The sequence below is a fragment of the Pseudomonas sp. R62 genome (genome assembly GCF_000257605.1).
Lineage (GTDB): Bacteria > Pseudomonadota > Gammaproteobacteria > Pseudomonadales > Pseudomonadaceae > Aquipseudomonas > Aquipseudomonas atacamensis.
In genome coordinates this window covers 972,802-987,854 of record NZ_JH635999.1, presented here as the reverse complement: position 1 = coordinate 987,854, position 15,053 = coordinate 972,802, and the positions used below count along the sequence as shown (strand labels likewise).

The following is a 15,053-nucleotide window of genomic DNA, read 5'->3' as shown; positions in this document are numbered from 1 at the left end:
GGGGCGAGGGGGGAAAGGGAGCCGATTTGCGTGCTTTTCACGACCTGAGTTCGACTCGGTACTTCACGTCGGCGTATCTCTCAACAACAACTCGGTCAGTCCCCTCTCCCTCCGGGAGAGGGTTAGGGTGAGGGGCTTTTGATCTTCAGCGCGCAGCAACAACCTGCGCAGTGGCATCGCTGAAGTCGAACACCTTGCCACCCTGCCCCGCAGCGTATTGCTGGGCCTGGCCCTTGAGCAGAAATGCGCTGAGGCGGCCCTTGTCGTCGCTGGCAAACCACGCCTGTTCAGCGAGCAACTTGATCCCGCTGTCACTGGCCTGCGCATACACCGCACGAATGTTCTTGCCCTCCTGCTTCAACGCCGCCAGCGCGGTGAACGCCGCTTCAGCCGAGCCGTAACGGCGGACTTTTTCCTCGCCACGCACCCAGATTTCCGCGACATGGCTGACGTCGGTGATGGCTTTGCCCGTCGCAGCATCTACACCCGGCAACGGCGTCTGCGCGTAGTTGGCCAGTTGCGCGGTGTAATCGAGGTTCGCAGCCTTGAACGCGGCGCGGATGTACTGGTCGTCGATGAAGCTGTTCAGGTCGAGCCCGCGATCAGCTTTCTTCAGCAGCTTCAGGGTATCGATGGCGGTACCGACGGCCTGGCGATATTCAGGCTTCCAGCTCAGGTCGCGGGTCTGTACGCCGAGCGGGCCATGGAACAGGTAGTTGACCTCGGCATCGACGCCGGTGACCTTGGCGATCAGTTCGCTGTACTTCTCCGGTTCGGCGGCGAGCAGTTGGTTGGCTTCGATGCTCGCACGCAGGTAAGCGACAACGATTTCCGGGTACTTCCTGGCGTAGGCCTGATCCACCAGTGCGCCATGGAAAGTCGGCGCGTTGGCCTGGGCGCCGTCATAGATCTTGCGGGCGAAACCACGGCTCGGGAACAGTTCGGCGAAGGGCACGAAATCGGCGTGGGCGTCGATCTTGCCGGCCTGCAATGCCGAGCCAGCGACTTCCGGTGGCTGGGCGATGATGTTGACATCCTTGAGGGGGTCCCAGCCCTGCTCTGCCACGGCGCGCAGCAACATGCCGTGAGCCGTCGAGGCGAACGGCACCGAAATGGTCTTGCCCTTGAGTTCGCTCAGGCTTTGCACCGACGAAGCGCTCGGCACGACGATGCCGTTGCCGCTGCCCTTGATGCTGCCCGACAGCACGCTGATGAACAGGCTGTGCTTGCCCGCCGTTTCGAACGCCACACCATTGAACGCACCGGGGAAATCGGCCATGGCGCCAAAGTCGAGCTTGCCGGCGACCATCTCGTTGGTCAGCGGTGCGCCACTGGTGAAGTTTTTCCATTGCACGTCGTACTTCGCATCTTTGTAGGCGCCATCGTGGGGCAGGTATTTTTCCAGCAGCCCCAGTTCCCTGATCAACAGGCCACCGGCGGCGCAGTTGATGGTGGTGTCTTGGGTGCCGATGGCGATGCGGATGGTTTCGGCCGAGGCCGACAAGGTGAATGAAGCCAGTACCAGACCGGCGAGTGCTGCACGCAACATGAGTGTTTCCCCTCGAATCATTGGTTTGAAGTTCGTCTCCGCCGCGATCGGGGCGCGGTGGGAAACGAGGGGTTTTCGGTGAATCGAGCGTCCGGGGTTTCCGGGTAGCTTTTAGGTTGTCCCGGCGAGCCTCATCGCTGGCAAGCCAGCTCCCACAGGGATCTGTAGTGGAACAAAATTTCGCACACGATAGAGAAGCCTGTGGGAGCTGGCTTGCCAGCGATGGCGTCCGACCTGTCACCGCAGGAGATAAGGGATGTCGACCTTCACCGCCCCCGTCGGGCAATCCTTCTCGCACGGCATGCAGTACCAGCATTCATCGAACGCCATGTAGGCCTTTTGCGTGGCCGGGTTGATCGCCAGCAGGTCCATCGGGCATACGTCGACGCACACCGTGCAGCCCTTTTCCGCGATGCATTTGTCCTCGTCGACGGTGACCGGCGCGTTGGAGCGGAAGAAGATTTCCTGAGCTTGGTAAGCCATGGTTCGGACTCTCTGAAAAATGATGTCTCAAGCGGCGAAGGCGCCGACCCGCAGGCGGTCGTAAGCCTGCATTTCCTCGGCGTCGAGCGGGATGATGTAAGGCTCGACGGCCTTCTTGAAACTGGTCATCTGGCCGTCCTCGCCTTTCTTCAGATGGCAGTGGCAGAACCACTCGGCGTCGTTGCGCTGCGGATGATCGACGCGATAGTGGTACAGGCCCCAGCGGCTTTCGGCGCGGAACAACGAAGCGCGGGCGGCCATTTCGGCGCAATCGCGGATCACGCTGGTTTCCATCGCTCGCATCAGTTCGTGAGCGTTGTTGGCCTTCATCTGCTCGAGATCGCGCTCGATGTCACTGAAGCGCTGCAGGCCGATCTGCATTTTTTTGGTCACTTTCGGCGGTTGCAGGTAGTCGTTGACGAAGCGCCGCAGTTTGTATTCGACCTGCGCCGGCGGCAGACCGTCCTGGCGATCGAGCGGCGCGTAGACCCGGGCTTTTTCCTTGGCGATCTGCTCGCTGTCCAGTGCGGAAAACTCGCGGCCGGCAACAAAGTCCGCCGCGTTGTGCCCGGCGAACCAGCCGTAAGTGAACGCGCCGAGCATGTAATTGTGCGGCACCGCAGCCATGTCGCCGGCCGAGTACAAGCCTTTGACTGAAGTCTCGGCACGCTCGTTGACCCACACGCCGGACGCCGAGTGGCCGCTGCAAAAACCGATTTCCGAAATGTGCATTTCGACCATCTGCGTACGGTAGTCAGTGCCGCGATTGGCGTGGAACTGGCCACGGCTCGGGCGCTCGTTGCTGTGCAGGATTTCCTCGATGTTCTGAATGGTTTCCTCGGCCAGGTGATCGAGTTTGAGGAACACCGGGCCGTTGCCGCTTTCCAGTTCCTGGTGAAATTCCCACATCATCTGCCCGCTCCAGTAGTCGCACTCGATGAAGCGTTCGCCCTTGTTGTTGGCGGTGTAGCCACCCAGCGGGCCGGTGACGTAGGCGCAGGCCGGGCCGTTGTAATCCTTGATCAACGGGTTGATCTGAAAGCACTCGAGATTGGCCAGTTCGGCGCCGGCGTGATAGGCCATCGCGTAGCCGTCACCGGCATTGGTCGGGTTTTCGTAAGTGCCCATCAGGTAGCCCGACGAAGGCAGACCAAGGCGTCCGGCCGCGCCGCAGGCGAGAATCACCGCTTTGGCCTTGATCACATGGAAGTCGGCGGTGCGGCAATCGAAGCCCATCACACCGTTGACCGCGCCCTCCTCGTCGGTCAGCAAACGCGTGCAGACCAGGCGATTGGTGATGCTCACCCGCGCACGTTTCAACTGTCGATACAGGACTTTCTTGATGTCGTGCCCTTCCGGCATCGGCAGCACATAGGCGCCCATGTGGTGGACCTTTTTCACCGCGTAGTCACCGGTTTCGTCCTTCTCGAACTTCACGCCCCAGCGGTCGAGTTGTTCGATGGTTTCAAAACTGTGCGTCGCATAGGCGTAGACCGCCGCCTGATTGACGATGCCATCGTTGGCGATGGTGATTTCCTTGGTGTACTGCTCTGGCGTCGAATGGCCGGGGATGATCGCGTTGTTCAGGCCATCCATGCCCATGCTGATCGCTCCGCTACGCTTGACGTTGGCCTTGTCGACCAGCAACACGCGCAAATCGCGGTTCTTCTCCTTGGCCTTGATCGCTGCCATCGGCCCGGCCGTACCGCCGCCAATCACGACGATGTCATATTCCTGTTCTAGAACGTTGCGGGTCATGCCTGCTCCCCTTTTTGCCGGTCGATCCGCAGGCGGTACTGGAACGCATCGCCACGGTAATAAAGGTGTTCAAAGTCCAGCGGCTGGCCCTGGGCGTCATGGGTCAGGCGCTCGATGCGCATGATCGGCGAGCCCGCTTCGACGTTGAGCGCCTGGGTCAGATCGCTGTCGGCCAGCACTGCGTCGATGGCCAGATCGGCGTGGCCGAGGGCGATGCCGCAGTCGTTTTCGAGGATCAGAAAGATGTCGCGAGTGACCAGGTCGGCCTTCTCCAGCCGTTCGCCGACCGCTTTGGGCAGGTAGGTAATTTCCAGCGAGATCGGCTCGCGGTTGATCAGGCGCACGCGTTTGATCTGCGCGACGATCTCACCTTCGGCCACCTGCAGACGCTCGGCGACACGCTTGTCGGCCGGAATGAATTTGAAACTGCGCAGGCGGTTGATCACCTCGTAGCCGCGCCCGGTCATCGACTCGGCGAGGCCTTGCAGGCTGCTGACGTTCTGAAAGGTTTTCGGCTTGGCGACGAAGGTGCCCTTACCATGGATCTTGAAGATCAGGCCTTCCTTTTGCAGATCGCCCAAGGCTTGGCGCACGGTGATGCGGCTGACTTTGAACAGCGCACCGAGTTCGCTTTCGGAAGGCATCTGACTGTCTTGCGGGTATTCACCGTCGAGAATCCGCGCACGCAGGACGTCGCGCAGTTGGGTGTGCAGCGGAACGCTACTGAGGGAGAGAACGTTATCGGTCATCGCGGGATCACTTGTTATAACGAGTTATGACGTGATCTTAGAGACGTTATGACGAGGTTGAGAAATATTGTTTGGGCATAACCTTAGATGCGTGTTGCGCCGGAAGACCTGTGGGAGCGAGCCTGCTCGCGAAAGCATTCTGTCAGTCAATACCTCCGTGACTGACACACCGCTTTCGCGAGCAGGCTCGCTCCCACCGGGGATCGTGAGCTATTCAGCGTTTGAGGATCCAGTCCATGACCCAATCGGTCTTGACGGCTTGCTCGGCCACGGCGGGATGCTGTGAATCACCCCGAATATGCGCATTCATCCCCAGCACGTGATGCCACTGAATATGCTCATGATGGGCAATCTCCAGGCTGATCTGCTCATCGGCAAACAGCTGCACCGGATGCTCGTCAAACACCGAAAACCCGATCCGCCCTTCGCTGCCGATAATCTCGACGCGATCCTCCCGGCGGTCCGCAACAAAGTTCCAGCAGCCCGTGCCCAGCGCCCCGGAGGCGAATTGCCAAGTGGCGCTGACCGCATCTTCCGCCGCGTACAGACCCGCCTGACGCGCGGTGAAACCGGCGACTTCAACGATGTCGCCAAGCAGATACTGGAACAGGTCCAGGCCATGGCTGGCCAGGTCGGCAAAGTAGCCGCCGCCAGCCACCGCCGGGTCGGTGCGCCAATTATCGCGACCCTCAAGATCAGCCGGCGACGGCGCTTTGGTCAGTGTCCAGCTCAGATGGCGGACATCACCAATGCGCCCCTCCTCCAGCCATTGCCGCACCTGAGCGAAGCGCGGCAGCGAGCGGCGGTAATAGGAGACGAACAAGTGCAGACCGGCAGCGGCAAACGCTTGCTGCATCTCGCGGCTTTGCCCGGCGTTGAGTGCCATGGGCTTTTCCACGCAGCAATGCTTGCCGGCGGCGGCGACTTTCAGGCTGTAGGCATGGTGGCTGTCGGGCGGCGTGGCGATGTACACCGCGTCCACCTCGGGATCGTTGATCAGCGCATCGACATCGGTATAGACGCGACTAATGCCGTGGCGCGCAGCGTAGTCGGTCACCGCTTCGAGGCGACGGCCCATCACCGCAATCAGCGCCGAACCGGGCGCCTTGTAGAAGGCCGGCCCGCTCTTGCGTTCAGTGACACTGCCGCAACCGATCATGCCCCAGCGCACCACGTTCATAGGCAGTCCTCAGCCGATGCGCAGCGCGCGCAGATCAAGGCGTCCGTCCTTGAGTGGCGGGCACCAGTAGTAGCCGCCGGTGATTGGCCGGCTGATCTGGTACAAGCCATCGGCAATACCGTCCTCCAGGCCGCTCATGCGCCGCAGCTGTGCTTCGAAAGCATCCAGCGAAAAGCCGAAGGCGAGGAACATCAAACCGGCGCGATCGCCTTCAATCCACGGCATCGAGCGGCGCACGACGAACGCTTCCGGCGCGAAGCTCTCTTGCGCGGTGCGTTTGACGTGGGCGGAGATCGGCGCGTCGTCGATTTCTTCGTTATCGCTCAAGCGCCGTCCCATGATGTCGTCCTTGGCGCCGGCAGACAGGCGATGAAAACCCTTGAGGTCGTGCTGCCACTGCTGGATCGCGGCGAAGCTGCCACCGACCAGCCCGTCCGCGCCACTGCTCAGCAGCGCGGCGGCGACAGCGGCATCATCGTGCGGGTTTTCCGTGCCGTCCTCATAACCGGTGAGGTCGTGGCCGTCCATGTGGCGGAAGGCTTCCTGCATCTCGACCAGACGCAAGGCCGGGGCCAGCGCGGCTTCGATAGCGTTGCAGCGGTTGAGCAGTTCACCACGGTCGATACCGTGCAACCAGATCCACAGGGCATGCTGGGTCGACGGGTTGTTCACGCCAACGCCGGTCAGCGCCGGGAAGCTGCGCAGGCCAGCGATTTCGACATTCAGCGCCTTGGTCAACGACTCACCAAAGCCAACCACCGCCGACTTGCCATCCACCAGCATCAGCAGGCTGTCGATCGCTTGCGGCAAGGCTTCAATCGACGCCAGGGCGAAAAACAGATGACGTGCTTGCGCAGGAACAGGGGTAGCGAGAACGCCCGGCTGGTAGTAACTCATGTGAACTCCTTGAAAAAGTGCGCGGAGTTTACCTGTAGCCGGATCGTTTGTGTGGGTGGCGAGAGCGTCGTCGTTCAGCGTTCAACGCCTTCGATCAACGCCTTCAAAGCCAGCGCATCGGCGGTGGCGGCACCGCTGGCGGTGTTGTCGAAGATGCACCAGATGTCTCTGCCGTCGGCCTTCGCGCGCCGCAGGTTCTGAGCAAGCTGTTGCAGATAGGCCGCTTCATAAGCGCTGTGATAAATCCGTGGCGAGCCGTGCAGGCGCCAATACTGCAGGCCTTGCCAGCCACCCGGCGCGGTGTCGGTGCTGATCCGCGAGGGATCGACCACCGCCTGGGCAATCTGCAGCTCCATCAGCATTGCCTCAGCCTCAGTCCACGATTCGTGTCGCGGCTCCAGCACTACACTGCCCGTGAACCGCTCGCGCAGGGCATGAAAAAACGCCTCGGCCACCGGCGCATCGAAGGCAAGTTTGGGTGGCAGTTGCACCAGCAGGCAGCCGAGTCGATCACCCAAGCCCTGGCACTGTCCGAGAAACTCTTCGAGCGCGGCCGCGCTGTCCGCGAGCCGCTGTTCATGGGTGATGAGCTTCGGCACTTTCACGGCGAAGCGAAAGTCCGACGCCACCGAGTCGGCCCAGCGTTCGTAGGTCTGACGCCGATGCGGGCGATAGAACGAGCTGTTGATTTCCACACAGTTGAAGCGCGCGGCGTAGCGTTGCAGGTGCGTGCCTTCGGCGGGGAATGCCGGCCAGTGCTCGCGCCCGAGACTCCAGCCGGCGCAACCGATGTAGATGGTTGACTCGTTCAAGCGCACACCGTCATTTCTTCCCGGGCAACACGGCGCCCAACACCTGCTTGGCGGTCTGCACGATCACCCCGGCTTCGTCCGGATCGCCCTTGAGCAGGGTCGTGGCGAATTTCTTCGCTTGCTCAAGCTTGATGTGCGGTGGCAGCGGCGGCACGTTCGGGTCGGTCTTGAACTCGATCAGCACCGGCACTTCCGAGGCGAGTGCCTGTTCCCACGCAGCGGCGACCTCTTCTTCACGATCAACGAAAATGCCCTTGAGGCCAATGGAGATCGCGAACAGGTGATACGGCACATCGGGAATACTTTGCGACGCTTCGAACTTCGGATCGCCCTCCATCACCCGCTGCTCCCAGGTGACTTGATTGAGGTCTTCATTGTTGAACACCGCGCAGATCCATTTCGGGCTCTGCCATTGCCGCCAGTATTTGGCGACCGTGATCAGCTCGGCCATGTTGTTCATCTGCATCGCGCCGTCGCCGACCAGGGCAATGACCGGGCGTTCCGGGAAGGCGAACTTGGCCGCGATCGCATAGGGCACCGCCGCGCCCATCGAGGCCAGGCCACCGGACAGTGAGCATTTCATGCCGCGACGGATTTTCAGGTCGCGGGCGAACCAGTTGGCGCAAGAGCCAGAGTCGCTGGTGATAATCGCCTGCTCGGGCAAACGCGGCGACAACTCGTAGACCACTCGTTGCGGGTTGACCGGATCGGCTTTGGCCATGGCGCGTTTTTCCAGAGTTTTCTCCCAACTCCCGCGCCAGCCTTCGATCTTCTTGCGCCATTTGTTCGAGGTCTTTTGTTCCAGCAGCGGCAGCAACGCGGCGAGGGTTTCCGCTGAGTCACCGACCAGATTGACCTCCATCGGATAACGCAGGCTGAGCATGTCCGGCTGCAAGTCGATCTGCACGCCGCGCGCCTGGCCTTCCTTGGGCAGAAACTCGGAATACGGGAAGCCCGAACCGATCATCAGCAAGGTGTCGCACTCGCTCATCAGCTTGTAGCTGGGCTCGGTGCCGAGCAGGCCGATGCTGCCGGTGACCCACTGCAAATCGTCTGGCAACGCTGCTTTGCCCAACAGCGCCTTGGCGACGCCCGCGCCGAGCTTTTCCGCCACGGCGATGACCAGATCGGTCGCCTCCAGCGCGCCGGCACCCACCAGAATCGCGACTTTCTCGCCGCTGTTCAGCACCTCGGCGGCGCGTTGCAGATCGGCGGCATAAGGAACGACTTTCGGCTTGCTGTACCCGACGCCGGAATGCGCGGTGCCATGGGCGCGCGCCGGTTGTTCGTAAGGCAGATCCTGCAAGTCATTGGGGAGAATCAACGCGGTGACGCGGCGCTCGCCGACCGCAGTGCGCACCGCGCGATCAAGCAGATGGCGCACTTGCGACGGTGCCGAAGCCTGCTGCACAAACGCACCGGCGACATCCTTGAACATCGACACCAGATCCAGTTCCTGCTGGTAGTGACTGCCCAGCGCCGTGCGCGCCTGCTGACCGACAATGGCCAGCACCGGCATGTGATCCATGCGCGCGTCGTAGAGGCCGGTGATCAGGTGCGAAGCGCCGGGGCCGGAAGTAGCGATGCACACGCCCAGCTCGCCGGTGAACTTGGCGTGGGCCGAGGCCATGAACGCAGCCATTTCCTCGTGCCGTGCCTGAACGAATTCGATCTTGCCTTTGGCCCGGCTCATGGCGCCGAACACGCCATTGATGCCATCCCCCGGATAACCAAAAATTCGCGTGACGCCCCATTCGCTGAGCCGCTCAACCAGAAAATCACCTACTGTCATCGTCATCTTGACCCTCGCCATTTACCGCTGCATGGACATGTAAGGGTCTGGACAGCCCGCTGCGCGATGAAGTTTCGCTGGATTTTCCGGGCATCAACTTCGGCGCCGTGTTTGCGCGGCAATGATTTTTTGAGGCGATTGCCCTGCGCTGCGGTCGACTGATAAATCGAGCGAAGGAGGATTGGCCATGACTGAAGTGCAAACCCTGCTGCTGGAACGCAATGACTGGGTGCCGAACAATTCGCGTTTGCCGGTGCTGATCTACCGCCGCGCGTTGGCCATCGAAGGCGACGATCCGGCCGCGCGCTTCGAGCAGACGTTCGGTGCCAATGGCTGGCCGGCGCAATGGCGCTACGGCATTTATGACTATCACCACTATCACACTGAAGGCCACGAAGTGCTTGGCGTGGCGGCCGGTCAGGCGCGGTTGATGTTGGGCGGGCCTGACGGCCAAGTCGTCGACGTCAGCGCCGGTGATGTGCTGTTGCTGCCGGCCGGGACCGGGCACTGCAATCTGGGCTCGAGCGAGGACTTTCTGGTGGTGGGTGCTTATCCGCCGGGGCAGCAGGCGGACATTTGCCGGGCCGCGCCGAGTGATGCGCAGTTGGCGCGGATCGAGGGGCTGGCGTTTCCTGAGACAGATCCGGTGCAGGGAGTCGGGGGTGCGGTTGGGCGGTATTGGAGCCGTTAGGCGCGGCGACCCTGCCGAGGCTTTCGCGAGCAGGCTCGCTCCCACGGGAGATTTGTGCCTGACTCCGAACCTGTGGGAGCTGGCTTGCCAGCGATTGCGGTGGGTTAGCCAATATTGATGCTGGATGTGCCGTCGTCATCGCTGGCAAGCCAGCTCCCACAAGGTAGTGTTCTCAATCCTTTCGAGATACGGTGTCTACCTGTTCTCTCCCAGCATCGACGAGGTCCGTTTCATGAGCAATGCGTCTTACGTTCCGCCCAAGGTCTGGAAACACGAAGCCCCTTCCGGCGGCCACTTCGCCAGCATCAACCGGCCGATCGCCGGGCCGACCCACGATAAGGAACTGCCGGTCGGCAAGCATCCGCTGCAACTGTATTCGCTGGCCACGCCCAACGGTGTGAAAGTCACCATCATGCTCGAAGAGCTGCTGGCACTCGGGCACAGCGAGGCCGAATACGACGCTTGGCTGATCCGCATTGGCGAAGGCGATCAGTTCTCCAGCGGCTTTGTCGAGGTCAACCCCAATTCGAAAATCCCGGCGCTGCTGGATCGCAGCGTCGAGCCGCCGATCCGGGTGTTCGAGTCCGGTTCGATCCTGCTGTATCTCGCGGAAAAGTTCGGCGCCTTGCTGCCCAAGGATCCGGCCGGTCGTACCGAAACCCTCAACTGGCTGTTCTGGCAAATGGGCTCGGCGCCGTACCTGGGCGGCGGTTTCGGGCACTTCTACGCGTATGCGCCGGAGAAGCTCGAATACCCGATCAACCGCTTCACCATGGAAGCCAAACGTCAGCTGGATGTGCTCAACCGCCGTCTCGCTGACAACGCCTATCTGGCCGGCGACGATTACACCATCGCCGACATTGCCGTTTGGCCCTGGTACGGGCAATTGGTGCGCAACAACGTTTACTCGGCGGCGGAGTTTCTCGCGGCGCACGAGTACACCCATGTGCAGCGCTGGGCCGAAGAAATCGCCAAGCGGCCAGCGGTCATGCGTGGGCAGCGAGTGAATCGCACCTGGGGTGATGAAGACAGTCAGGTGCCGGAGCGGCATGGGGCGAAGGATCTGGACTGATTTCAAAAAACCGTATAACCCTGTGGGAGCGAGCCTGCTCGCGAAAGCGGAGTATCAGACAACGCATCTGTTGAATGACCTACCGCCTTCGCGAGCAGGCTCGCTCCCACATTTGCGTCCGAAGACCATCGAATCCAATTGTGAAAAATTCATTAACTAACTGAGCCGTACGGGTTTATCCCCTCGGAAACTTCCGACATACTAATGCGAATAGTTCTTACACGCACTCGCACCAGTATCGTTTGGGTAATCCTGGGGAAGCAGATAGATGTCGTTTCACACCATTCACCGCCGCTCGAACCTTTCACCTAACCTCCTCGCAATCGCCATCGGCATGGCCAGCATCGCTCCTGCGTTGGCTGAAGAAACCGCAGCCACTGCGCCCGCCAATGGCCCGCTGGAACTGCAAGCGACCGAAATCGGCGCTACGCAGATGAGCAGCACCACCGAAGACACGCAGTCCTACACCACCGGCCCGATGCAGACCGCGACCAAGCTGTCGCTGACCATGCGCGAAACGCCGCAGGCGGTGACGGTAATCACTCGTCAGCGCATGGACGACCAGAACATGACCAGCGTCAACGACGTGGTGCGCGGCACGCCGGGGCTGTTCCTCAGCGAGGCCAGCGGCCCGGGCCGGCAGACTTACAAGGCGCGCGGTTTCGACATCGACAACATCATGTACGACGGCCTGCCCAGCTCGTATTCGCCGTTCACTTTGGCAGTGCAACCGAACCTGGCGATGTTCGACCGGGTGGAAATCGTCCGTGGCGCGACCGGCCTGGTCACCGGTGCCGGCAACCCGTCGGCGGCGATCAACATGGTGCGCAAACGCCCGACCGCCGATCAGCGCGTGACCCTCACCGGCGCCGCCGGCAGCTGGGATGACTACCGTGGCGAGGTCGACGCCTCCAGTCCGCTGAACGAAAGCGGCACCCTGCGTGGCCGGGTGGTGACGTCGTATCAGGGCGCCGACAGTTTTCGCGACAAGGAAGAAAACGATCACGGCCTGTTCTACGCCATCGGTGAAGCCGACCTGAGCGACAGCACCACGGCGACCCTCGGTTTCTCCCGGCAGAACGATCAGACCAATTATTTCTGGGGCGGCCTGCCGATCGGCGAAGACGGCCACCACCTCGACCTGCCCCGCTCCACTTACCCGGGCACCGACTGGGAAAACCGCAAGCTGCAAGTCGACACCGTATTCGGTGAAGTCGAACACCGTTTCGACAACGACTGGAAACTGCACCTCGGCGGTTCCACTTCGACAACCGAAGGCGAATTCTCCGGCACGTATTTGTCGCGCTACGACGGCCCGCTGGAAACCACCGCCTACCAATCGCACCACACCGACAAGCAACGCGCCTTCGATGGTTTCGCCAGCGGCCCGTTCGAAGCGTTCGGCCGTACCCACGAACTGGTAGTCGGCGCCAGCAATCGGGTGTACGACGCCACCACCAAGGAATACTCGCCCTACGACACCGGCCTGCCGATCGCCGCGCCAAAACCTGACTTCGTGCGTAGCGGCAAATCGCGCAACGTCACCACTCAGGACGCGGTTTACCTGACCACGCGCTTGAGCCTGGCCGACCGGCTGACGTTGATCCTCGGCAGTCGTCTGGACTGGTATGACTACGACGATCGCAGCGCCGACGGCGACTTCAAAGTCACCCGCAACTTGACCCGTTACGCCGGCCTGATCTACAAACTCGATGACCATCACTCGGTCTACGCCAGCTACACCGACATCTTCACCCCGCAAACCCAGAAGGACCTCGGCGGCAAAGTGCTTGAGCCGATCGTCGGTGAAAACTACGAAGTCGGTATCAAGGGCGAATATTTCGACGGCGCGCTGAACGGCAGCGTGGCAGTGTTCCAGATGGACCAGACCAACCGCGCCACTCAGGCAGCGACCCAGCTAGGCTGCCCGGAACTGACCTGCTACGAAACCTCTGGCAAGGTTCGCGCCCAAGGCGTGGACATGGAACTGCAAGGTGCGCTGACCGAGCAATGGCAAGTCGGCGCCGGCTACACCTACACCCGCGCCCACTACATCAAGGACGAAAACCCGGCCAACAATAACCAGAAATTCGACACCGACATGCCCGAGCACCTGTTCAAGGTCTCCACCGTGTACCGCTTCAAAGGCCCGCTGGAAAAACTGCGCGTGGGCGGCAACGTGTACTGGCAGAGCCGCATGTACAACGACATCGCTCTGGCCAACGGCGGCAGCTATCGCCTCGAACAGGGCGGCTACGCGGTCACCGACCTGATGGCTGGTTACGAGGTCAACAAGCACCTCGACCTGCAGGTCAACGCCAACAACATTTTCGACCGCAAGTACTATTCCTCCATCGGCACCGACGTGACCTGGGGCTCGACCGATAACTACGGCACCCCGCGCAGCTACATGATGACGGCCAAGTACAAGTTCTGAGGCGATAGCGCTCAGCAAGCACCACACAGGGCGCCGGGAGTTTTCCCGGTGCCCTTTTTTGCAGGTTCATTAGGCAAGGCCGGCAATTACCGATAGTCTCTGGCGACACTTTCGCGAAGCACCGGCCATGCCCCAGACAGATTTCTCCTCCGACCTCCAGGCCATCGGCAGCATTGACGCTGTGCCGGTGATCCTGAGCATGGTCAAGCACATCACCGGTATGCGCTTCGCCGCCGTAGCGCGGGTCACCGAGAGCAAGTGGATCGCCTGCGCCGTGGATGATTCGATTGACTTCGGCCTGTTGCCCGGCGGCGAACTGGTGCTGGAATCGACGATTTGTCATGAGATCCGTCAGCACCATCAGCCGGTGATCTTCGGCCATGCCAGCCAGCACCCGCTGTTCTCCACGCACCACACGCCGAAAACCTACGGTCTGGAAAGCTACATCTCCATTCCGATCATCAAGGCCGATGGCGAATTCTTCGGCACGCTGTGCGCCATTGATTCGGTGCCGGCGAACCTTGACGACCCGGCCATCGAAAAGACCCTCACCCTCTTCGCCCAACTGATTGCGATGAGCCTGGATACCCAAGGCCATTTGCACGCGACCAAAACCGCGCTGGCCGATGCCAACGAAATGGGCCGTCTGCGCGAGCAGTTCATCGCGGTGCTGGGCCATGACTTGCGCACGCCACTCAGTGCCATCCGCATGAGTGCCGATCTGCTGGACAGCAAAGTCGAGGACAAGCGCTCGCGCACGCTGCTGTCGGCGATTCGCACCAGCTCGGTGCGCATGGGCGTGCTGATCGAAAACATCCTCGACTTCGCTCGGGGTCGGCTCGGCAGTGGCATCCCGGTACAGCGCAAACTGGTCGATGACTTGCAGCAAACGCTGCGCCAGACCCTGGAAGAAATCCAGGTGGCCTACCCGCAGGCGAAGTTTATCGATTCGCTGGAGGTGCCGGCCGGGGTCTATTGCGACCCGCTGCGCATCAGCCAGTTGTTGTCGAATCTGCTGGGCAACGCCGTGACCCACGGCTCCACCGCCGAACCGATCGTGCTCAAAGCCTTTGCCGAGGGCGACGAAATCGTTATTTCGTTGACCAATCAGGGCACGCCGATCCCGCCTGCGCTGATGCCGCTGCTGTTCGAACCGTTTTCCCGTTCCGAAGCAGGCCAGCGTCATGAAGGGTTGGGACTGGGCTTGTACATCGCCGGGCAGATAGCCAATGCGCACAACGGCACCTTGAGCGTGACGTCCGACCGTGAAACGGGCACCTGTTTTGTCGCGCGCTTCCCTGCCCGCTTCAAGTGGGTCTGAGCGCCGCTCTAAGTATTCAGTGGCGTCTGCGGCGTGTCCGGGTTGAGCTGGCGGCGGCGGAACTGCCCCGGTGGCTGGCCATGAATCTGGCGAAACCGCCGGGAGAAATAGGCCTCATCGGCGAACCCGCACAACCGCGCCACTTCGCCCACCGAGCGCGTACTGTTGAGGAGGAAGTTGCGCGCCGCGTGCATGCGCCGCTCCAGCACCAGCTCGGTGAAGGTCTTGCCGATCTCTTTGCGCAGCCAGTGCGTCAGGTAGGTCGGTGACAGATAGGTCGCAGCGGCGACTTTGATCAGGTTGAGATCAGGA

General features: G+C 61.4%; 13 protein-coding genes. 4 read left to right on the top strand and 9 right to left on the bottom strand.

Translation table 11 applies throughout. The annotated features are described in order from the left end of the window. Positions 1-145 precede the first annotated feature (145 nt). The 8 genes from OQK_RS22790 to OQK_RS22755 all read right to left on the bottom strand — a co-directional run bounded on the left by OQK_RS22790 (position 146) and on the right by OQK_RS22755 (position 9,226). The gene (locus tag OQK_RS22790; RefSeq protein WP_177318500.1) at positions 146-1,570 is read right to left on the bottom strand and encodes an ABC transporter substrate-binding protein; all 1,425 of its coding nucleotides are present in this window, start codon (positions 1,568-1,570) and stop codon (positions 146-148) included. A 216-nt stretch (positions 1,571-1,786) separates the two neighbouring features. Further along, positions 1,787-2,032 (bottom strand): 4Fe-4S dicluster domain-containing protein, encoded by a 246-nt coding sequence (locus tag OQK_RS22785; RefSeq protein ID WP_003225615.1) that lies wholly within the window; start codon positions 2,030-2,032, stop codon positions 1,787-1,789. A 27-nt stretch (positions 2,033-2,059) separates the two neighbouring features. Beyond that, positions 2,060-3,790: a fumarate reductase/succinate dehydrogenase flavoprotein subunit gene (locus OQK_RS22780; RefSeq protein ID WP_016774451.1), complete on the bottom strand. Its 1,731-nt coding sequence runs from the start codon at positions 3,788-3,790 to the stop codon at positions 2,060-2,062. Then, positions 3,787-4,539 carry a GntR family transcriptional regulator gene (locus tag OQK_RS22775; RefSeq protein WP_016774450.1) on the bottom strand — a complete coding sequence of 251 codons (753 nt, stop codon included), beginning with the start codon at positions 4,537-4,539 and terminating at the stop codon, positions 3,787-3,789. Before OQK_RS22775 ends, OQK_RS22780 begins: the two co-directional genes overlap by 4 nt. A gap of 214 nt (positions 4,540-4,753) precedes the next feature. Beyond that, a complete protein-coding gene (locus OQK_RS22770; RefSeq protein WP_016774449.1) occupies positions 4,754-5,719 on the bottom strand; it encodes a Gfo/Idh/MocA family protein in 966 nt (321 codons plus the stop codon). Positions 5,720-5,728: 9 nt separating this feature from the next. Then, the gene (locus OQK_RS22765; protein WP_016774448.1) at positions 5,729-6,616 is read right to left on the bottom strand and encodes a Dyp-type peroxidase; all 888 of its coding nucleotides are present in this window, start codon (positions 6,614-6,616) and stop codon (positions 5,729-5,731) included. Positions 6,617-6,690: 74 nt separating this feature from the next. After that, positions 6,691-7,428, bottom strand: a complete 738-nt coding sequence (locus OQK_RS22760) for a DUF72 domain-containing protein (RefSeq protein ID WP_177318499.1) — start codon at positions 7,426-7,428, stop codon at positions 6,691-6,693. A 10-nt stretch (positions 7,429-7,438) separates the two neighbouring features. After that, complete coding sequence (locus OQK_RS22755; RefSeq protein ID WP_016774446.1) at positions 7,439-9,226, bottom strand: thiamine pyrophosphate-requiring protein; 1,788 nt, start codon at positions 9,224-9,226, stop codon at positions 7,439-7,441. 181 nt (positions 9,227-9,407) lie between these two features. On the opposite strand from OQK_RS22755, the gene OQK_RS22750 reads away from it, so the two are divergent. The 4 genes from OQK_RS22750 (at position 9,408) to OQK_RS22735 (ending at position 14,741) form a co-directional block, all read left to right on the top strand. Further along, positions 9,408-9,911, top strand: a complete 504-nt coding sequence (locus OQK_RS22750) for a cupin (protein WP_016774445.1) — start codon at positions 9,408-9,410, stop codon at positions 9,909-9,911. A 232-nt stretch (positions 9,912-10,143) separates the two neighbouring features. Beyond that, a complete protein-coding gene (gene yghU, locus OQK_RS22745; RefSeq protein WP_016774444.1) occupies positions 10,144-10,983 on the top strand; it encodes a glutathione-dependent disulfide-bond oxidoreductase in 840 nt (279 codons plus the stop codon). A gap of 268 nt (positions 10,984-11,251) precedes the next feature. Next, on the top strand, positions 11,252-13,420 hold the full coding sequence (locus OQK_RS22740; protein ID WP_016774443.1) for a TonB-dependent siderophore receptor: 2,169 nt from the start codon (positions 11,252-11,254) through the stop codon (positions 13,418-13,420). A 127-nt stretch (positions 13,421-13,547) separates the two neighbouring features. Next, positions 13,548-14,741 carry a GAF domain-containing sensor histidine kinase gene (locus OQK_RS22735; protein WP_016774442.1) on the top strand — a complete coding sequence of 398 codons (1,194 nt, stop codon included), beginning with the start codon at positions 13,548-13,550 and terminating at the stop codon, positions 14,739-14,741. A gap of 8 nt (positions 14,742-14,749) precedes the next feature. On the opposite strand, the gene OQK_RS22730 is transcribed toward OQK_RS22735, so the two are convergent. Next, positions 14,750-15,053 (bottom strand): helix-turn-helix transcriptional regulator (locus OQK_RS22730; RefSeq protein WP_016774441.1); only part of this gene is annotated, 304 nt, incomplete at its 5' end.